This window comes from Sulfurovum sp. (assembly GCA_026990595.1).
Taxonomy (GTDB): Bacteria; Campylobacterota; Campylobacteria; order Campylobacterales; family Sulfurovaceae; genus Sulfurovum.
Genome location: JALXCZ010000025.1, coordinates 1 through 19,239 on the forward strand (window position 1 = coordinate 1; position 19,239 = coordinate 19,239).

Genomic DNA, 19,239 nt, shown 5'->3' on the forward strand with positions numbered 1-19,239 from the left:
AGTTCACATATAATTAACAGTGACACGTTATTCTACTCCTATAAATATATAGGAGAATAAATATGAAAAATATAAATTTATTGAGTTTGGTAGCAGTGTCTACATTGGTTTTAATGAGTGGATGTGGTAGTTCTGGTGGCAGTAATAAAAGCAGTAATATAGATTTTGATGCAAATGCTTATTCCAAATCAATACTTACACAAGAAGTAAAAGATGCTTTGGCATATATGGGAAACGAAGAGAGATTGGCATATGATGTCTATATGAATCTTTATGATCATCATATTGCAAATGGCATTGAGATCAAACAGTTGTTAAATATTTCACAAAATGCTGAAACAAAACATATAGATATCGTACAACAGCTTGTACGTAAGTATCAACTGGCAGAAGATGAGCTGAGTGATGTCTCTGCTCCTGTCGCTGACAATACTGTCACTCAATCGGATATGCCAAGAGGTGTTTATGATATTGCAAAGATACAGGAACTATATGATGAACTCTATGACAAAGGAGTTGACTCAAAGAAGGATGCACTTGAAGTTGGGTGTATGGTCGAAGTTGTTGATGTCACCGATCTTGATGAGTATATTCAACTTGCACAAACTTCTGAAGCAATAGATGTTGTTGATGCATTTAACATACTTAGAGATGGCAGCTATAATCACTATTGGGCTTTCAATGAAGGGCTTAAAAATATAGGGGTCAGTGAAGGATGTTGTTCTTTAGGTGATACTTATTGTCATCCAGAATATCCTCAGACTGAAAAAGGAAATGGCAGAGGTAACAGATAAAGTATTGATATACATTAATTCTTTATAATCTATTTTCCATTATAATCCAGTAAACATTTATATAAAAGAAGAAAAATGCCCATAGAACAGATAAAAAATATTGTAGATTACGGGATCATAGGATTGCTTGCATTCTTGAGTTTTATTACTTTTGCATTTGCCATAGAGAGAATACTTTATTATCGTAGTGTGAAACTTGAAAGCTATAGTCATGAAAAAGAGTTGGAACTTGATCTGAGCAAACATCTTTCTACCATTGCTTCTATTGGCTCAAACGCACCTTTTATCGGTCTTTTGGGGACGGTGCTTGCGATCATCCTTACTTTTTACATTATTGGGGATCAGCAGGATACGATCAACCCCGGGGAGATCATGAAGCACTTGGCTTTGGCGCTTAAAGCAACAGCAGCAGGTTTGGTGGTTGCCATTCCTGCAACGGTTATTTATAATGCGTTGCTTACAAAAGTAGACAGACTTCTTGCACAGTGGGAAGTGATGAATGATAAAGGGCAAACAAAGGGATGAGACGCGAACGCTTTGATAAGATGAATGTTGTTCCGTTCATTGATATTGTACTGGTACTACTGGTCATTGTTCTGGCAACAGCGACTTTTGTGACCAATAAAACCATAAAAGTTGACCTTCCCCAGGCAAGTTCACAGAAGAAAGAAGATAAAAAGAGTATAGTTCTGGCTATAGATAAAGAGGGAAAATATTTTTTTGATAAAGAGAATCTCTCTTTGGATGCTTTGAAGCAGAAGTTAGGGGAGCTTGATCCTAAGAAAGACAGTGTGTCATTGCATACAGACAAAGAAACAGCGTTTCACTATTTTGTAGATGTGATCGATTTTATGAAGGAAAAAGGGTTTGAAAATATTTCTATTGTGACAAAACAGTAATTTTTTATGTTCTCTTAACAGAGAATTAACACAAGCAGAATATATTTCTTTCACCCCCTTGAAAAACAGTTAAAAGGGTTGTTGTGCAAAAACATCGGTATAAAATATCTTTTTTACTGACAACATTCTTTTATGTTTTTGTAATTGCCGGTTATTTTGTTTATATTAAAAATCAACACTTTACAGTAGAGAAAAAACCTCAAGAAAAGATCATTACCCTTACGCTTAATGAATTTGTCCCTCCTGAACCTCAAATAGTTGAACCTATTGTAAAACCAAAAACTGAGCCTGAACCTGAAGTTGCAGTAGAGCCTGAACAGGAACCTGAAGTTGTAGAACCTGAGCCCTTACCTCCTGAAGCTGTGGTCATAAAGCCTATAGAAAAACCTAAACCTATTGTAAAAAAGGTAGTTAAAAAACCTGTACCGAAGAAAAGAAAGAAAAAAAAACTTCTTAAGAAGAAAATAAAAAAGAAAACCGGCAGAAAAATCATTAAAAAGAGTGTTCATAAAAGAGTCACGGTACCATCAAGACCAAGCAGCGTTAACCCGGCTAAAAAAAGCCAGTTTCTGGCAAGACTCAGAGCTAAAATAAACCGTGCCAAAAGTTATCCGCGTATTGCCCAAAGACGAGGCATGCAGGGAACTGTGAAAGTACGGTTTACTATTTTTTCCAATGGAAACGTAGGTAATATTGCCGTAAACGGTCCAAAAGTATTTCATAACTCTGCACGCTCTGCCATAAAGAGTGCCTTCCCCATAAGTACAAAAAATGCACCTTTTTCTCTGCCTACGTCGGTCAATCTTTCACTTCGTTATCAACTGAGATAAAAGACTTTTGAAAGAAGTCTAACGTTTAACACATAATTAACAGTAGCATGTAACAATACTCTAAACAATTTGGAGGAGTTACAATGAGAAAAATGAAAAAAGCAATTTATCTCTCTTTGGTCTGTGCACTGTCACTTCAGGCAGCAGAAGTGGAGCTGGGGACTATAAATGTTGAAGGAAAGCTAGATACAGAGGTAGTTAAGGATGTCAGTGGAGAGGATTTAAAGTCAGCAGACTTGGCAGAAGCACTGTTTAAGCAGAGTCCGAGCGTCTCTTTGGTGAGACGATCAGGGATCGCCAATGATATTATTGTCAGGGGGCAGAAAAAAGATAATATCAATGTAACCATAGACGGTGCAAAGATCTGTGGTGCCTGTCCGAATCGAATGGATCCACCCGTCTCTCATGTACTTACCAATAATATTGACTATATTGAGTTGAACGAGGGGCCGTTCAATGTAGAAGATTTTGGATCACTGAGTGCTGATATTAAGATACATACGAAAAAACCTAAAAGAGAGCTCTCCGGAGAGCTCTCTTTGAATGTAGGGAGTTTTGATTATAAAAAGGGTGCTTTTACACTCTCTGGTGGTTCTGATGCTGTAAGATTTCTGCTCTCTACCTCATATGAGCAGGGAGGACAATATGAAGATGGTAATGGTGATACATTTGCCCAGCAGCAAGACCGCTATATAGCAACACATCCAGGAACAGGAGGTATGGGGTATTTGCCTGTATACCGTGATATGGATGCCTATACTAAAAAAACAGTGTTGGCTAAAATGTTTTGGGATATTACTGATACTCAGTCGCTTGAACTAAGCTACACGAAAGACAAAAGCGATGATGTACTGTATCCAAATACACCAATGGATGCCGAGTATGATGATGGTGATATCTATAATTTAAAATATATACTTAAAGACCTTGGACAGTATTCTAAAAAACTAACACTGAGTGCCTACCAGTCAGAAGTAGATCATCCTATGAGCAATCAATATAGAAAATCTACTGCTGCTAAAGGGGTAATAAAGCATTGGCTTACAACAAAAATGCAAGGTATCAAACTTAAAAATGAATTTGAACTAAGCAAGCATTCGCTTATATTAGGTCTTGATTACAGTAAACGAAACTGGGATGGAAAGTATTATAAAAATAATAATCCATTTCCAAATGCAGGACACCCAAATTTCCACAGTATTTGGGATACAGATACTGAAAATATTGCATTCTTTGCCAAAGATAAGATCAGTATAGAGAAATGGGAACTCAATCTTGGTCTGCGTTATGATAATACAGACATCTCCACAGCAAGACCAGGTGTGAAAGATAACAGTTATGATGGCTTGAGTGGCAATATTTATGCTGTGTATCATGCTGATAAATCCAGTAAATATTTTGCAGGGATAGGAGTCTCATCTCGTGTACCGGATGGAAGAGAGCTTTATTTTCATTCAAAAGGACCCATGGGAAAGGAAATAGGGAACAATGATCTTAATGAAGTGCAAAACAGAGAGTTTGATATGGGTGCAGAGTATACTTGGGAAGACTTTACGCTCAAGAGCAAGTTCTTCTATAGTGACCTTAGAGACTACATTGCCTATAATGCTACAACGAAACGTTTTGAAAATGTAGATGCCGTCATCTGGGGTCTTGATGTCTCCGGAACTTATGTTGCTACAGAATCAATCTATTTTGATTATGGACTTTCCTACCAAAGAGGAAAAAAGAAAGATGCTCTTATTGGACAGAGAGACAAAGATCTGGCAGAGATTCCTCCGTTAAAACTTAATTTGGCACTCAATTATGATTATGATGAGAGTCTAAGTTTTAAAGCCGAAGGCGTATACAGTGCAAAATGGAGCAAGTTTGATGCAGATAACGGAGAACAGCCGTTAGACAGTTATACTGTATTTAATCTGAAAGGTACAAAGACCTTTGGTAAGCATTTTGAATTGACACTCGGTATAGATAATGTTTTCGATAAAACCTATGCTGTTTCCAATACCTATAAAGACTTGACACTGATCGCGGGCGGAGGAGATGAAGATGTCATGCTTATGAATGAACCAGGACGTTATGTATATGCGAATATAAAATATAAATTTTAACCCTTATCCCTCTTTTGTCAGAGGGATAAAATATTTTAAACCACGCTACTTCCCCTTTTATCTTACATACCATTAATCAAAAAAAGAGTAAAATAGATCTCATAATTTAATGATACAAAGGAAAACAATGGAAAATATCCCTAGTTGCCCAAAATGCGGCAGTGAATATACTTATGAGGACGGTAATCTCTATATCTGTCCTGAGTGTGCGTATGAGTGGAGCAAGGATGAAGCAGCCCAAGCCGAGGAAGGATTGGTTGTAAGAGATGCAAATGGTAATATTTTGGAAGATGGCGATACGGTTACTGTTATCAAAGATCTTAAAGTCAAAGGAAGCAGCGGCGGGATCAAAGTTGGTACCAAGATTAAAGGTATCCGTCTTGTCGAAGGTAATGATGGACATAATATCGACTGTAAAGTACCTGGTGTCGGTGCCATTAAACTCAAGCAGGAATTTGTGAAAAAGGCATAAATGATGAAACCTCTTCCCTGCTATATTTTTAATGATGTCGGCTACTGAAAATGCATGAGCTTTTGCGATATCAATTAAAAAAGATAGGGTATAGAGAAGGAGAACTTACAGAACTTCAGTTAAAAAAACTATTTCATGTAGTCAGCAAGGCATATCATACGGCAGATGAAAACCGTAAACTCTGGGAAGATATGCTGGAAATATCTTCCAAAGGGATGCAGGTACTCTACAAAACACTCAAAGATAACTCAAGAAACAAGTTAGCTTACAGTGAGGAAAAATATAATCGGCTTATTTCAAATCTTCAACCCTACTACTTTTTTTATACAAAGAATGCGGATGGCAAATTTATTTCAGTTAGCGAATCAGTAAAAGAGATGTTGGGGTATACCCATGATGAATTTATAGAACATTGCAGTGATATTTTTATGAATGAGATAGCGCTTGATAGTTCAAAGAGATTTATAAGACCAAAAGACGGCAGACCGTATGAGCTTAAAATACAGCACAAAAATGGTTCAATGCGTTATCTTGAACTTACTGAATTTCCCATATTGAACACAGAAGGCAAGATAGAGTCTATAGAAGGTATTCTAAGAGATGTAACAGATCAGGTAAAAACAAGAAAAAAGATCTCTGACATGCTGCATTTTGATGCATTGACAGGCATATCAAATCGCTTGCATTTGGAAATACTGATGGAAAAGATGCTTTTTGATAATTATAGCAAAGAGAATCGTTTTGCACTGCTTTTTTTGGATCTTGACCATTTCAAACATATTAATGATACATTAGGGCATGACATCGGTGATAATCTACTGCAGCTGATTGCAGAAGGTGTTGCCCAGTCTCTTAGAGAAGATGATATCTTTGCCCGTGTTGGTGGCGATGAATTTATTATTATTCTGAATGATCTGAAAAGTATTAATCTTACACTTGCTATTCATAGGATCATGGAACTTGTACGCAGACCATGGATGGTGAGGAATTATGAATTGAGGATCTCTGCAAGTATGGGGATTGCTCTCTATCCGGATGATGGTACAAACAGTATTGATCTGATGAAGAATGCAGATATAGCCATGTATCAATCAAAAAATCTTGGGCGGGATAATTTTACCTTTTTTAAAGAAGAATTCAATGTTTCTGTACATACGGAAATGAAATTGATACAAGATATGTCGAGTGCTTTGGATAAAAAAGAATTTTTGCTGTATTTTCAACCAAAGGTACTGTTGTCTACCAATGAGATCGTCTCGTCAGAGGCATTAATACGCTGGGATCATCCGGAGTTAGGACTTATCCTTCCGGATAAATTCATTATTTTGGCAGAAAATACAGGATTTATTTTGAAATTGGGCAGATGGATCATTGAAGAGGCATGTCAGGCAATTGTACGCTTTAACAAGGTTGATTCACATAAAAAGCTGAAACTCGCTGTAAATATTTCCATCAGACAATTTCAACATGAGAACATGTATCATATACTGGAAAAAGCCATAGAAGATGCAGGGTTGGACGGAAATCAATTACAGATAGAACTGACTGAAAGTATTATGATGGAAAATAATCGGGAAATGGCTTATAAACTTAAACAGATCAAATCTTTGAATATAGGTATCGCTTTAGATGATTTTGGTACAGGGTATTCAACACTTTCCTATCTGGATAAACTCTCAATAGATGCCTTGAAGATAGATAAAGCATTTGTAGACGCCATACCAAAAGACGGCACACAAAACATACTTCTAGATACAATTATAGCTATGGGAAAAACACTTCACATGTCAGTCATTGCTGAAGGTGTTGAGCATGAGTATCAACGCCAGTATCTTTTGAAAAAAGGGTGCGATGTCTATCAGGGCTATCTTTTCTCCAAGCCGCTTTCTGAGCAAGAATATATACACTGTATTCAGATATAAATATGTAGAACATTTTTTTGACATTTTTTTATTATAATAGTTATAAAGTATAAGAATGTTTCAACAGAGGGAGGAAATAATATGTTTTTTGATTTATTTAATAAAAAAGAAGAAAAGAAAAGTCATATACCAAAATATGATCCGAAACTAATAGGTAAGTTTCATAAAGACCATGATGCTATTAGAGCAGATATAGAAAAAATACAGAAAGCAATGGATCAAGGTGCAATTGGAACGGGGATAGTTAAAAATGCCTTAAAACACTTAAGGATGAGACTATTGGGACATTTTATGGAAGAAGATATAAAGCTTTATTGGTATATGAAGGATTATTACAAAGAAGATGAAAATGCATTTGATATTATCAAATCATTTGAAAATTCTATTAAAGAGATACAAAATGATGTACTCCATTTCTTTGATTATTATGCAAGGGATGATATTCCTCTTGATACAGAATATGAAAAGAAATTTAAACAGATCGTAAGTGAACTTTCTGATAGAGTTGCATCAGAAGAGGAAAATCTTTATACACTTTATCTAAGATAAAGTAATTTTGTTGAGATCAATTAATCATGCTTATAGCCCTTTCATGACTATTTCAAAGAGATATTCTACTTCATGATCATCCAGAAAAACAGTTTTTTTACTTTCAAAAAAATCAAGCACTTTTTTGGTGGGTAGTGCAGAACTGTAGATGCATGAAGGGTGTGCCGGTTTGAATGCCTGCATCAGTGCTATATCGTCTTCTATACGATGTTCGCAAATAAAACAGTTCTCCTCAGGGTAAAGTCTTCCCTCGTACACAAGTAATGCTATGTAGCTTTCGCAGACAATACGTTTTGGATTTTGTTTATCCCACTTTTTGGCAGCATTTAACAGTAGATCGAAATAAAAGGAATCCAGTTCTGTTGCATCTTTGAGATGGGGTTCAAACTTTTTGATGAAGTTGTGCCACAGCAGGAGTCTGTTCTTGTCAAACAGCCAGGGAAAGCCGAGATGAGAGAGGGAACGCAGTCTGGGAAGATAACTGCTTCCTTCTCCTTCTACTTCAAAGTCGATGAGGTTCCCCAATTGTAAAATGGAGTGTCTTGCACCAAAAAAACGGTAGTAGGTTCGTATATCTTTGCTTGTGAGAACAAGGGCGATACTGTCTTCGTTCTTGGCTTTACGAAGACCCAACACGAATCCTTTCATCTATTTTTAACCACCTTTTTAGTATAATCGACCCCATTTATAGGGTATTTTGCGTAACCCTAGCGAAATTAAATTAAAGGTTGGCTTATGAGAGATTTATTTACCTCGTTCAAGGATAATTGTGGATTTGGATTGCTTGCTTCCATCGACAATACTCCATCACACAGAAATTTGGAAGATGCCGTTACATCGCTGTCACGTATGATGCACAGAGGAGCAGTTGCAGCGGATGGAAAAACAGGAGATGGTTCGGGTCTGCTTCTATCCATTCCTAGAAAGTTTTTTGCAAAATCGGCAAAAAAAGAGGGCATTACCCTTCCTGATACGTATGCTGTTGCTATGGTTTTTTCTAAAAACGAGAAAGATTTTGATATCATTAAAGAGGTATGTCAAAACAATGATCTTAAATGTATCCATACAAGGGAAGTACCTGTAGATACTGATGCACTGGGTGAGCAGGCATTGGCTTCACTTCCAACGATCAAACAGGTATTCGTTGCACCAAACTCCATTATGGGTGCAAGACGATTTGATGCACTGGTCTACCTTTCCCGTAAAGAGATAGAAGCAAAAATAGCGGATGACAGAAATTTCTATATTCCGTCATTCTCTACTTCTGTGGTCTCCTACAAAGGGCTTGTAATGCCTACGCATATTAAAGCATTCTATCAAGACCTTGGAGATGAAGATTTTGAAATTTCATTTTGTCTTTTCCACCAAAGATTTTCTACCAATACACTGCCTGAGTGGAGACTTGCACAACCTTTTAGAAGTATTGCACATAATGGTGAGATCAACTCTGTTACAGCCAACCGATTTAATGTAGCAGCGAAGATGGAAGCACTTGAAAGTGAAGTATTTTCTGATGAAGAGATGAAAAGACTTGTACCTGTTATTCAGGCACAAATGTCTGACTCTGCAAGTTTGGATAACTTTTTTGAATTTTTGCGTATCAACGGGATGGACTTTTTTAAAGCTGCACGTTCCATCTTACCTGCACCATGGCAGAATGCACCGCATATGGATGCAAAACTCAGAGCTTTCTATGAGTATGCAAGTACCTGTTTTGAACCGTGGGACGGACCTGCCGCAGTGAGTATGACAGATGGTCGTTACATTGGCTGTGTACTGGACAGAAACGGGCTTAGACCTTCAAAATATATCATAACCAAAGACAACAGACTGCTTATCTCTTCTGAATATGGAGTACTTGAAACACCGGAAGAGGAGATCCTTGAGAGGGGAAGACTTCAGTCCGGTGAGATGATGGGTGTAGATCTTAAATACGGCAAAGTATTGAAAAATGAAGATATCAACGGTTACCTTAAAAATATGGATCCGTATGATAAGTGGCTCAATGACAATATGGTTTACCTTCAAGAGCATATGGATGATCCTTTTTCGGATGTAGCTATTCCTGAAAAAACAGAAATGGAAGCCAAGCAGCGCTATTTTAATATTACACTTGAAGTCATAGAACAGGTGTTTGAGCCGATGGTAAAAGAGGGTAAAGAAGCAACAGCTTCCATGGGAGATGATACACCATTGGCAGCCTTTTCAGAGAAACAGAGAAACTTTACAGACTTTTTCAAGCAAAAATTTGCCCAGGTCACCAATCCACCAATAGATCCTATTCGTGAAAAAGTAGTCATGAGTCTCAATACAGGATTTGGTGAAATTAGAAATATTCTTTCAGATGATGCTGAACATGCCAAAAGACTTAAAACAGTTTCTCCAATTTTGTCACTTGAAAAACTGGAACTTCTCAAAGCTTTTGGAGATGAAAAAGATCCTAAGTATGATGCAAGTTACAAAGCTAGAACCTACAGTACAGTATTCAGTTCAGACCTTAAAGCTTCACTCTCACATCTCATTGAAACAATTCTCTCAGATGTGAAAAATGATGGTATAAGAACAGTTATTTTAGATGACAGAGCTTTGGATGCTGATACAAAAGTAATGCCTATGCTTATGGTGGTTGGACGCTTGAATCAGGCACTGCTTGAAGCAGGAGAGCGTCATTTGATAAGTATTATTGCAGCTACTGGTGAAGTCTATGACTCTCATATGGCAGCATGTATGCTTGGCTTTGGTGTGGCAGCAATCTATCCGTATATGCTTTACCAGACAGTAGCGATGATAGCACGAAGAAAAGATGAGAGTATCAATCTTGCCCCTATCTTGAAAAAGGTAAGAAAATCAATTAATGCCGGACTTTTGAAAATTATGTCCAAAATGGGGATTGCAACTATCTCTAGTTATAGAAATTCAAAACTCTTTGATGTGATTGGGCTAAGCGAAGAAATTACTACTGAATGTTTTGCGGGAGCACATAGCTTGCTTTCGGGTCTTGGTTATGAAGATATTGAAGCACGTTTATGTAAAATACATCAAGATGCCTATGCCAGAGAAACACTAAATCGTATCTTCCCGTTGAATATCGGTGGGTACTACAAGTTCCTTTCCGGGCAGGAGTTTCATGACTTTTCCCCGGCAACCGTCCATGCTATCCATAAACTTTCCAAAAGTGGTAAAAAAGAAGATTTTGTACATCTTAAAGAGCTTGTCAATGGTCGTGATAAAAAATTCATTCGTGACTTCTTTGTACTCAAATCAGATAAAACAGCTATTTCAGTAGATGAAGTTGAACCGCTTTCCGAAATCTTTAAACGTTTCTCAACAGCAGCGATGAGTTTGGGTTCCATCTCTCCTGAAGCACATGAGTGTTTGGCTGAAGCTATGAATACTATTGGCGGAAAATCAAACTCGGGTGAGGGGGGAGAAGATGCAGCACGTTTCGGTACGCTTAAAAATTCCAAGATAAAACAAATCGCATCTGGACGTTTTGGTGTAACACCAGGGTATCTTGTCTCTGCTGATGAACTTCAGATTAAGGTAGCACAGGGGGCTAAACCGGGTGAGGGTGGTCAGCTTCCAGGACATAAAGTAAGTCCATTGATCGCCAGACTTAGACATACTACACCGGGTGTAACACTTATTTCCCCTCCGCCACACCATGATATTTACTCCATTGAAGACTTGGCACAGCTTATTTTTGACTTGAAGCAGATCAATCCTAAAGCAAGAATTGCCGTCAAATTGGTATCAACTGCTGGTGTAGGAACGATCGCAGCAGGTGTAGCCAAAGCATATGCCGATAAGATCATTATCTCAGGTGCAGACGGGGGTACAGGTGCAGCACCTATCGGGTCTATTAAATTTGCAGGTAACCCTTGGGAACTTGGACTCATTGAAGCACATAATGCACTTAAAGCGAATAATCTTAGAGGACAGGTGGAACTAGAAACTGATGGTGGACTCAAAACAGGTCTGGATGTAGTAAAAGCTGCTATCTTTGGTGCAGAATCTTTTGCCTTTGGTACAGGGGCATTGACTGTAGTTGGCTGTAAGATACTTCGTATCTGTCACTTGAACAGATGTTCTGTGGGGATCGCTACACAGGAAGAAAAACTAAGAGAGTATTATGAAGGAACAGTAGAAAGAGTCATCAACTACTTTACTTTACTTGCAGAAGATGTACGTGAGATACTTGCTTCGCTTGGTTATACTTCGCTTGAAGAGATTATCGGAAAAAATGACCTGCTTGAAGTAATAGATGATGCATTTGCCAAGAAATTTTCTTTTGAGAATCTTCTTTACAAACTTGATGGTGTCAATACACGTCAAGTACCGTTCAATGAACCGTATGATAAAAATGAATATGAAAAAGAGATCCTCTCTGAGCTTATGCCGTCGATCAAAAATCCGGATGATCCTATTGTGTTGGAGAAAAAGATCTCTAATCTAAATAGAAGTTTCGGTACTCGTATCTCTGGAGAGATTGCGAAATATTATGGGGACAAAGGGCTTCCTGATAAAACGATTGACCTTAGACTGACAGGTACGACAGGACAGTCTCTGGGGGCATTCTTGAGTCCAGGTATAAGTATCCATGTCAATGGTGCTGGAAATGACTATATTGGAAAAGGAATGTCAGGCGGACGCATCATTATCACTGCCGACAAGAGCGGACAAGCTTATTCACTGGGCGGAAATACTTGTCTGTATGGTGCAACAGGCGGTAAACTTTATATCAATGGTCAAGTAGGTGAGCGTTTTGGTGTACGTAACTCAGGAGCCATTGCGATCGTTGAAGGAACGGGAGATCACCCTTGTGAATATATGACGGGTGGAGCAGTCGTGATCCTTGGTAAAACAGGTGTGAACTTCGGTGCCGGTATGACAGGTGGTGTAGCATTTGTTTATGATGTAGAGCATGAATTTGTAGAAAATATTAATCAGGAACTTGTAGAAGCAAGACGTATTGACACTGAAGATACGGATATTGAAAGATATTATCTTAAAAAACTTCTCAAAGATTACTATAAAGAGACACAAAGCAAAATAGCTAAAAAGATATTGGATAATTTCAGAGTAGAAATCAGAAATTTCTGGATGGTAAGACCAAAAGATATGAAGGGTCCTTTGAAAATAGAGGAGGGAGAATAAGATGTTACGATTTTTTGATTTAGAAAGAATAGATGCTAAAAAAAGAGATGTGGTTGAAAGAACAAAAGATTTCGAAGAGATCTACGAAGTATTCAAGCCGCTAAAAGGAAGTGAACAGTCAGATAGATGTATCCAGTGTGGTGATCCGTACTGTCATAATGGTTGTCCGCTTCATAATCTTATTCCCCAGTGGCTTAAAGCAACGGCGAACAATGATCTGGAGTTTGCCTTTGATCTCTCAAATGAAACTTCTCCTTTCCCTGAAGTGATGGGGCGTATCTGTCCTCATGACAGACTTTGTGAAGGTTCCTGTACACTCAATGACGGTCATGGCGCTATTACCATAGGCTCTGTTGAGACGTTTGTCAATGAAGAAGGGTTCAAAAAAGGGTTCAAACCTAAATTTTCTCAAGATAAAGTTGGTAAAAAGGTAGCGATAATCGGTGCAGGACCGGCAGGTCTTTCTGCTGCAACTTTCCTTCTTAGAGAAGGTGTAGATGTAGAAATATTTGACAAGCAGAACAGGGCAGGCGGTTTACTTACCTATGGTATTCCAGGATTTAAACTTGACAAACATGTGATCGCAAGAAGAGTAAAACTTCTTGAAGAAGCCGGCGCTGTCTTTCATCAAAATGTAGAGATAGGCAAAGATAAGACATTTGATACTCTTACAAAAGAGTTTGATGCCGTATTTATCGGAGTAGGTGCTATAGCAGGTAGAAAATCCGGACTAACAGGTGAAGATGCTCCCAATGTACATCTGGCAATGGAGTTCCTTGTAGATATACAGAAAAAACTTTTTGATGAGCCTAGAGAGAAGAATATCGAAGTCAAAGAGAAAAATGTTGTAGTTATTGGTGGTGGAGATACCGCTATGGACTGTGTACGTACTTCTTTAAGGGAAAAAGCAAAATCTGTCAAGTGTCTCTACAGACGTGATGCGCACAATATGCCAGGAAGCAGAAAAGAGTATATTAATGCCAAGGAAGAGGGTGTTGAGTTCGAATTTTACGTTTCTCCCAAAGCACTTATTACCAATGATAAAGGTGAAGTAATCGCTGTTGAAATGGTTAAGACTAAACTTGGTGAGCCTGACAGCTCAGGAAGACAACGTGTGGAAGAGATCCCCGGCAGTGAATATAAAGTAGATGCAGATGTGGTTATTTTTGCACTTGGATTTGACAATGTGAATTATCCGTTCTTCGCAAGTAACGGTATAGAAACCGATAAGTGGGGCGGTGTTCTTGTCGATGAGAATTACAAGACCACACAGCCTGGTATTTATGCCGGGGGTGACTGTCATCGTGGTGCTGACTTGGTTGTTACTGCGGCACGCGACGGTCGAGATGCAGCAAAAGCTATGGTAAAGATGTTAGTAAAATAGCATTATGACGGATTTTATGCAAGCTTGCATTAAAGCCAATGAAGAGATAGCCGAAGCGATAAAAGACGGCTTTGAGGCTTCATGGTTTGAGAAGACTGTTGTGGGAGCAGGCGGAGATGTAAGTTCAAGGCTTGATCTTTTTGCTGAGAAGATATTTGTAAAATACCTTAGTACTTTTGGGCAGATAGAGTCGGAAGAGTCAGGACTTATAGGAGAGGGGAAAAGTAAGATCATTATTGACCCTATAGACGGAAGTGCCAATGCACTTTCCCTTTTTCCTTTTTACGGTACATCTGTAGCCAAGGTAAACGGTGAGGGCATTTTAGATGCAGCAGTGGTCTGCAACCTTGCGAATGGAGATATTTTCTTTAAAGAAGAGAGTAAAGAAGTACAGCAGGGGAAACTCTTCTCTTCTTCGTTCCATCTTCCATACACTGCTCCTCATGCAGAGATAGGTCTTTTCGAAAAAGCCTATGCAAATCCCCTGCTTGTGGCTGCTTTGGATAATGAAGGCTTGAAGTTCAGAGCTCCGGGAGCTATTGCACTTTCATTGGCCTATGCAAGATCGGTGAATTATGTACTTTTTGTGGGTAAATTCCGTATCTATGATTTTGCAGCAGGATTGGCACTTTGTGAAGGTCTTGAAGTGATTGTTGAAGAGGATTATGTTATAGTATCAAAAGAGTTAAATGTAGCCTTGAAAATTGAAAATTTAATAAAAACGATAGAGGAGTAAGGATGTTTGGGAATTTATTTAAAAAAGATGAAGTAAAACATGAGACGCCCAATCAATGGATAAAATGTCCGAAATGTACTTCATTGATGTATTATAAGGAAGTTGAGGCAAAGCAGAATGTCTGCCCGAAGTGTAATCATCATTTTCGTATCAATGCAGATAAACGTATTGCTTCTATTGTCGATGAAGGAAGTTTTGTAGAACATGATACTACATTGGCTCCTGTAGACCCATTAAAATTCTCGGACAAAAAATCCTACAAAAAACGTTTGGAAGAAGCCAAAACAAAAACAGGTAAAACTTCTTCAGTGATGAGTGGTACATGTACAGTGGGTGGAACACCGGTAGAACTTGTTGTTTTTGACTTTGCCTTTATGGGTGGAAGTTTGGGTTCTGTTGAGGGTGAGAAGATCGTACGTGCAGTAGATAGAGCTATCGAAAAAGAGTGTGGTGTGATCATTGTCTCTGCATCAGGCGGGGCAAGAATGCAGGAGAGTACCTATGCACTGCTTCAGATGAGTAAAACTTCTGCGGCATTGAACAGGTTGCATCATAAAGGGTTACCTTTCATCTCGATCTTGACAGATCCTACCATGGGTGGAGTAAGTGCTTCTTTTGCAATGCTTGGAGATATTATTATGGCTGAACCTGGAGCACTTATCGGGTTTGCAGGGCAGAGGGTTATCAAACAGACCGTGGGTGTGGATCTTCCCGAAGGCTTCCAGCGTTCAGAATTCCTACTTGAGCATGGGCTTATAGACATGATCGTAGATCGTGGAGATATGCACCAGACTTTAGCTGATCTTCTTGTACTTTTTAAAAAAGATGCTTTGGGCAAGCCTGCACCCAAAAGACGCAGTACAGATGTAGACAATGAAGCAATTCAAGAAGAAGTATAGACAACGTTCTGTATGATCTATGCTTTAGTAGATAAGGAGACACTCAATTCAAAAGATGTCTCTTTAGCCAGATTCCTTCAACATATTAATAATTTTAAAAATATTCCTATACTCCAATACCGTAATAAATCAGGTTCCCTGAAAGAGAAAAAAACCGATCTGCTTACTATATGTGAATACTACAAGGGAATAGTCATTATCAATGACAGTATAGAGCTTATAGAGTATGCCGATGGACTGCATATAGGACAGGAAGATATACGACAATACTCTAAGAATCTAAAAGAGGCAGTATCGCTTGTTCGTCAGAAAATAGGCAAAAAGTTACTGGGACTTTCGACGCATGACCAAAAAGAGATATTAGAGGCAAATGAGTTGAATATTGACTATATAGGCTTAGGAGCTTTTAGAAGTACAAGTACGAAGTCAGAAGCAAATGTTGGAGGAGAAGCCCTCCTTAAGGCGGCTAGGCACTCTAAACATCCTGTTGGGATCATTGGCGGTGTAAAAGTTAATGATACGTTTGAAAAACCGATCATTTATAAAGTGATAGGTTCAGGGCTTTATAATTTTTAGTTTTTGTTTTCACTTTTTTTCATAGCAAGATAAACTTTCTCTACTTTCTCTCTTGCCCAAGGGGTCTTTCTTAAAAATTTAAGACAAGAGTTTATGGAAGGGTTACTCTGAAAACAATTGATAGTTACAAATTCTGAAAGCGTCTCCCAACCATAATGTTCTACAAGTTCATTTAAAAGTACTTTAAGTGTTATGCCGTGTAAAGGATCGTTTTTATGTTCATTACTCATTTAGTTTTCCTCTTATTTTGATGTATTTTATCCAAATTTCAGAATAAAAAGGGCAGAGAATGAGGGAAGAGATATTGAATCAGACTATAATTTTAAGCAAGAAGTACTTTTTATGAGGGGATTGATGAATATTTTAACACATAGGTAATGAAAATTATGGTATAACCCTGCGTTATTTTAATTATGCAGGAAAATTATTATGAATAGAAGAGAACTTCTTAAAAACAGTGTAAAAATGATGCTTTTGGCTTCAACCGCGGGGAGTGCTATAGCAGCAGAGAAGATAGTGGAGGTAAAAAAGACAAAAATAACCAAACCTTCTAAACATCCACGTATCGTTGTTGTAGGTGGTGGATGGTCAGGTCTCTCTTTTGCAAAACATATTAAAGAGCATATTCCTCATGCAGAAGTAACATTGGTAGAGAAACGCTATGAGTTTGTTTCCTGTCCGGCAAGTAATGCCTGGCTTTTTGACCTTGTGCCGATGGACTTTTTGGTACATAGCTATATTGAAGCAGCCAATAATTTTGGATATACCTATTTTCAGGCGACTGCAACAGATTTGAATGCCCACGAAAATATACTTAAAACGACAGAAGGTGACCTGCATTATGATTATCTGGTGTTTGCTACGGGGATAGAGTATGACTACTATAATTGGAGTAAAGGTGATGAAGCTTTTGAACATAAACTTTCCCGCGAATACCCTGCAGCATTTATCCCGGGTTCAGAGCACCTGACCCTTAAAAAGAAAATACAGAATTTTAAAGGTGGTAATTTTGTTATTACTGTACCAGACGGAAATTATCGTTGTCTGTCTGCACCTTATGAACGGGCTTGTTTATTGGCAGATCATCTTAAAAAGAACAAGATAAAAGGTAAAGTTCTTATTCTTGATGCAAACAATCAGGTAACCATCAAGGAAGAGGGATTTATGAGTGCTTTTAATGAAATATATAAGGGCTATTTGGAGTATATGCCTGAAACTGAGATAGAATCCATAGATTTTGACAAGAAGATAATCACAACAGGATTTGATAATATTGTATTTGAAGATATGAGTTTCTATCCCAATGTCAGAGCTACAAAACTTCTGGAAAAACTTGGATTGACTATCCAAACCGCATACAATCGTATTGAAGCGAATCTGAATGTTTTTACTAACAAATTTAAAGGATATGACAATATTTTCGGATGTGGTGATTTGCGTCCCATGGGCTTTTCCAAATCAGGTAATACTGCTTACACAGAAGGGCAGAATGTTGCCAGAATGGTTGCGGAAGATTATTATAAAAAATCGATAAAGTGGGAATCTCCTATTACATTTTGTGATTCTTTTGTGTCTATGTACCCTGATCGTGAAATATCGTTGGTTTCTACTTATAAGTATGACAAATCTGGGCATACATTCTTCAATGGAAGCGCAACCGATGAAGATTGGAAGCACAATACACTTGGAAAGTCCCATGCACAATTCAACTGGGCACAGTCGATGTATAATAATATGTTTTATGTTTAAGGGGTATTTATATATACTTTTTGAATTAGAATTTTTAAGGAGCAAAATATGAAAACTTTTATTACTACATTTCAATCTATGATGATGCTTCTTAACTCTTGGCTTTAGCCTACTACTTTTCTTTTTTAGCTGATATTCTTATTATCATAATTTATACATTTTTCGGTACTTCTTTTTTATAAAATTGAGGCATTGGCTCTCCTTTCATTTTTTTAGAAAAAACGAAGTAAAAAATCATCGTGGCTCTTGAATTGCTATTGTTTTAAGGCTGTTCTCCACGACAAAGTACACTATCGTGTGATTAATAAAGGATGCCTTATGGCACAAGTAAAAATATATGGGGTAGATTCCCAATTGAACCCTGTTAAAAAACAGTTATCAGATGTGATTCATCACTGTGTGGTGGAGGCGTTAGCGTTTCCTAAAGACAAAAGGTTTCACCGCTTTTTTCCTATAAAGAAGGAGGATATGGTATTCCCTCCCAATAGAAGTCATGCCTACACCATCATAGAATTTATGATGATAGAGGGTAGAACCAAAGAGACAAAAAAGAGGCTCATAGCTTTACTTTTTGAACATATACGAAAAGAAGTAGGTATACCATCGATTGATATAGAGATACTCATACAAGAAGCCCCTGCATATCATTTTGGTTTTCATGGGATGAGTGGTGATGAGATGTTGCTGGATTATAAGGTAGAGGTATAATATGTTACAGATTGAGAGGGTATAATATGTTATTAAATAAGGAAAATATATGTATGAGTTTGTTGATGAGATAGATCGATATGAGGTACAAACAGCGTATTGGGACTTTCTTGAGGGTGAAGAGCAGAATATACAAAAAGGTATCAAAACACTTAAAAAGATTATTAAAAAAGATCCAAATTTTTTTGATCCATATGTGACACTTTCAGAATACTATGCGTATGCAGAAGATGATATGCAGAGTTTTAATATCCTCAAAGAAGGATATGAACGAGCTATGAAGATGGTGATACGTAGAGGGAAGTTTCCAGATGTGTTAAGTTGGCTCTTTATGGAAAACAGACATATTATACGTATGATATATAATTATGCACTAAAAATGTGGGAGATGGGCGAAAAAAATGAATCGTTAAGGGTAATGCAACAACTCCTTGCCTCTAATCCAAACGATAA

At 37.8% G+C, this 19,239-nt stretch carries 18 protein-coding genes; 16 read left to right on the forward strand and 2 right to left on the reverse strand.

Annotated elements, in window-relative coordinates; all coding sequences use genetic code 11:
* The first annotated feature begins 62 nt into the window (after positions 1-62).
* The 8 genes from MVE01_RS05430 (at position 63) to MVE01_RS05465 (ending at position 7,577) form a co-directional block, all read left to right on the forward strand.
* The gene (locus MVE01_RS05430; RefSeq protein WP_472561159.1) at positions 63-794 is read left to right on the forward strand and encodes a DUF2202 domain-containing protein; all 732 of its coding nucleotides are present in this window, start codon (positions 63-65) and stop codon (positions 792-794) included.
* Positions 795-869: 75 nt separating this feature from the next.
* Complete coding sequence (exbB, locus tag MVE01_RS05435) at positions 870-1,319, forward strand: TonB-system energizer ExbB (RefSeq protein WP_472561160.1); 450 nt, start codon at positions 870-872, stop codon at positions 1,317-1,319.
* A complete protein-coding gene (locus tag MVE01_RS05440) occupies positions 1,316-1,693 on the forward strand; it encodes an ExbD/TolR family protein (RefSeq protein ID WP_472561161.1) in 378 nt (125 codons plus the stop codon). Before exbB ends, MVE01_RS05440 begins: the two co-directional genes overlap by 4 nt.
* Before the next feature lie 83 nt (positions 1,694-1,776).
* Positions 1,777-2,523, forward strand: coding sequence for a TonB family protein (locus MVE01_RS05445; RefSeq protein WP_472561162.1), 747 nt, complete (start codon positions 1,777-1,779; stop codon positions 2,521-2,523).
* Between the two features lie 83 nt (positions 2,524-2,606).
* The gene (locus MVE01_RS05450) at positions 2,607-4,634 is read left to right on the forward strand and encodes a TonB-dependent receptor (protein WP_472561163.1); all 2,028 of its coding nucleotides are present in this window, start codon (positions 2,607-2,609) and stop codon (positions 4,632-4,634) included.
* 127 nt (positions 4,635-4,761) lie between these two features.
* A complete protein-coding gene (locus MVE01_RS05455) occupies positions 4,762-5,106 on the forward strand; it encodes a zinc ribbon domain-containing protein YjdM (RefSeq protein ID WP_472561164.1) in 345 nt (114 codons plus the stop codon).
* A 62-nt stretch (positions 5,107-5,168) separates the two neighbouring features.
* Entirely contained in the window at positions 5,169-7,028 is a 1,860-nt protein-coding gene (locus tag MVE01_RS05460; protein ID WP_472561165.1) for an EAL domain-containing protein, read from the forward strand.
* Positions 7,029-7,109: 81 nt separating this feature from the next.
* Positions 7,110-7,577: a hemerythrin domain-containing protein gene (locus MVE01_RS05465; protein WP_472561166.1), complete on the forward strand. Its 468-nt coding sequence runs from the start codon at positions 7,110-7,112 to the stop codon at positions 7,575-7,577.
* A gap of 30 nt (positions 7,578-7,607) precedes the next feature.
* Here MVE01_RS05465 and recO read toward each other — a convergent pair whose 3' ends face one another.
* A complete protein-coding gene (recO, locus tag MVE01_RS05470) occupies positions 7,608-8,225 on the reverse strand; it encodes a recombination protein RecO (RefSeq protein WP_472561167.1) in 618 nt (205 codons plus the stop codon).
* Between the two features lie 87 nt (positions 8,226-8,312).
* On the opposite strand from recO, the gene gltB reads away from it, so the two are divergent.
* Genes gltB through MVE01_RS05495 form a run of 5 tightly spaced genes read left to right on the forward strand, consistent with a single transcriptional unit; the run spans position 8,313 to position 16,329 of the window.
* On the forward strand, positions 8,313-12,734 hold the full coding sequence (gltB, locus tag MVE01_RS05475; RefSeq protein ID WP_472561168.1) for a glutamate synthase large subunit: 4,422 nt from the start codon (positions 8,313-8,315) through the stop codon (positions 12,732-12,734).
* Position 12,735: 1 nt separating this feature from the next.
* The gene (locus MVE01_RS05480; protein WP_472561169.1) at positions 12,736-14,118 is read left to right on the forward strand and encodes a glutamate synthase subunit beta; all 1,383 of its coding nucleotides are present in this window, start codon (positions 12,736-12,738) and stop codon (positions 14,116-14,118) included.
* Between the two features lie 16 nt (positions 14,119-14,134).
* The gene (locus MVE01_RS05485; RefSeq protein WP_472561170.1) at positions 14,135-14,854 is read left to right on the forward strand and encodes an inositol monophosphatase family protein; all 720 of its coding nucleotides are present in this window, start codon (positions 14,135-14,137) and stop codon (positions 14,852-14,854) included.
* A 2-nt stretch (positions 14,855-14,856) separates the two neighbouring features.
* Positions 14,857-15,753, forward strand: coding sequence for an acetyl-CoA carboxylase, carboxyltransferase subunit beta (gene accD / locus MVE01_RS05490; protein WP_472561171.1), 897 nt, complete (start codon positions 14,857-14,859; stop codon positions 15,751-15,753).
* Positions 15,754-15,765: 12 nt separating this feature from the next.
* Positions 15,766-16,329 carry a thiamine phosphate synthase gene (locus MVE01_RS05495; RefSeq protein ID WP_472561172.1) on the forward strand — a complete coding sequence of 188 codons (564 nt, stop codon included), beginning with the start codon at positions 15,766-15,768 and terminating at the stop codon, positions 16,327-16,329.
* Here the strand turns inward: MVE01_RS05495 and MVE01_RS05500 are convergent.
* A complete protein-coding gene (locus tag MVE01_RS05500; protein ID WP_472561173.1) occupies positions 16,326-16,559 on the reverse strand; it encodes a VF530 family protein in 234 nt (77 codons plus the stop codon). The genes MVE01_RS05495 and MVE01_RS05500 overlap by 4 nt on opposite strands.
* Before the next feature lie 199 nt (positions 16,560-16,758).
* On the opposite strand from MVE01_RS05500, the gene MVE01_RS05505 reads away from it, so the two are divergent.
* The 3 genes from MVE01_RS05505 to MVE01_RS05515 form a co-directional block, all read left to right on the forward strand.
* Positions 16,759-18,078: an FAD-dependent oxidoreductase gene (locus MVE01_RS05505; RefSeq protein WP_472561174.1), complete on the forward strand. Its 1,320-nt coding sequence runs from the start codon at positions 16,759-16,761 to the stop codon at positions 18,076-18,078.
* Positions 18,079-18,396: 318 nt separating this feature from the next.
* The gene (locus MVE01_RS05510; RefSeq protein WP_472561175.1) at positions 18,397-18,786 is read left to right on the forward strand and encodes a tautomerase family protein; all 390 of its coding nucleotides are present in this window, start codon (positions 18,397-18,399) and stop codon (positions 18,784-18,786) included.
* 49 nt (positions 18,787-18,835) lie between these two features.
* A partial coding sequence (locus MVE01_RS05515; RefSeq protein WP_472561176.1) for a hypothetical protein occupies positions 18,836-19,239 on the forward strand: 404 nt, incomplete at its 3' end.

Bases quoted from the DNA above. Each gene is read 5' to 3' on its own strand.
- MVE01_RS05510 (WP_472561175.1), top strand. From the start codon at position 18,397: ATGGCACAAGTAAAAATATATGGGGTAGATTCCCAATTGAACCCTGTT.
- recO (WP_472561167.1), bottom strand. From the start codon at position 8,225: ATGAAAGGATTCGTGTTGGGTCTTCGTAAAGCCAAGAACGAAGACAGT.
- exbB (WP_472561160.1), top strand. From the start codon at position 870: ATGCCCATAGAACAGATAAAAAATATTGTAGATTACGGGATCATAGGA.
- MVE01_RS05440 (WP_472561161.1), top strand. From the start codon at position 1,316: ATGAGACGCGAACGCTTTGATAAGATGAATGTTGTTCCGTTCATTGAT.
- MVE01_RS05505 (WP_472561174.1), top strand. From the start codon at position 16,759: ATGAATAGAAGAGAACTTCTTAAAAACAGTGTAAAAATGATGCTTTTG.
- gltB (WP_472561168.1), top strand. From the start codon at position 8,313: ATGAGAGATTTATTTACCTCGTTCAAGGATAATTGTGGATTTGGATTG.
- MVE01_RS05430 (WP_472561159.1), top strand. From the start codon at position 63: ATGAAAAATATAAATTTATTGAGTTTGGTAGCAGTGTCTACATTGGTT.
- accD (WP_472561171.1), top strand. From the start codon at position 14,857: ATGTTTGGGAATTTATTTAAAAAAGATGAAGTAAAACATGAGACGCCC.
- MVE01_RS05495 (WP_472561172.1), top strand. From the start codon at position 15,766: ATGATCTATGCTTTAGTAGATAAGGAGACACTCAATTCAAAAGATGTC.
- MVE01_RS05450 (WP_472561163.1), top strand. From the start codon at position 2,607: ATGAGAAAAATGAAAAAAGCAATTTATCTCTCTTTGGTCTGTGCACTG.
- MVE01_RS05480 (WP_472561169.1), top strand. From the start codon at position 12,736: ATGTTACGATTTTTTGATTTAGAAAGAATAGATGCTAAAAAAAGAGAT.
- MVE01_RS05465 (WP_472561166.1), top strand. From the start codon at position 7,110: ATGTTTTTTGATTTATTTAATAAAAAAGAAGAAAAGAAAAGTCATATA.
- MVE01_RS05485 (WP_472561170.1), top strand. From the start codon at position 14,135: ATGCAAGCTTGCATTAAAGCCAATGAAGAGATAGCCGAAGCGATAAAA.
- MVE01_RS05500 (WP_472561173.1), bottom strand. From the start codon at position 16,559: ATGAGTAATGAACATAAAAACGATCCTTTACACGGCATAACACTTAAA.
- MVE01_RS05455 (WP_472561164.1), top strand. From the start codon at position 4,762: ATGGAAAATATCCCTAGTTGCCCAAAATGCGGCAGTGAATATACTTAT.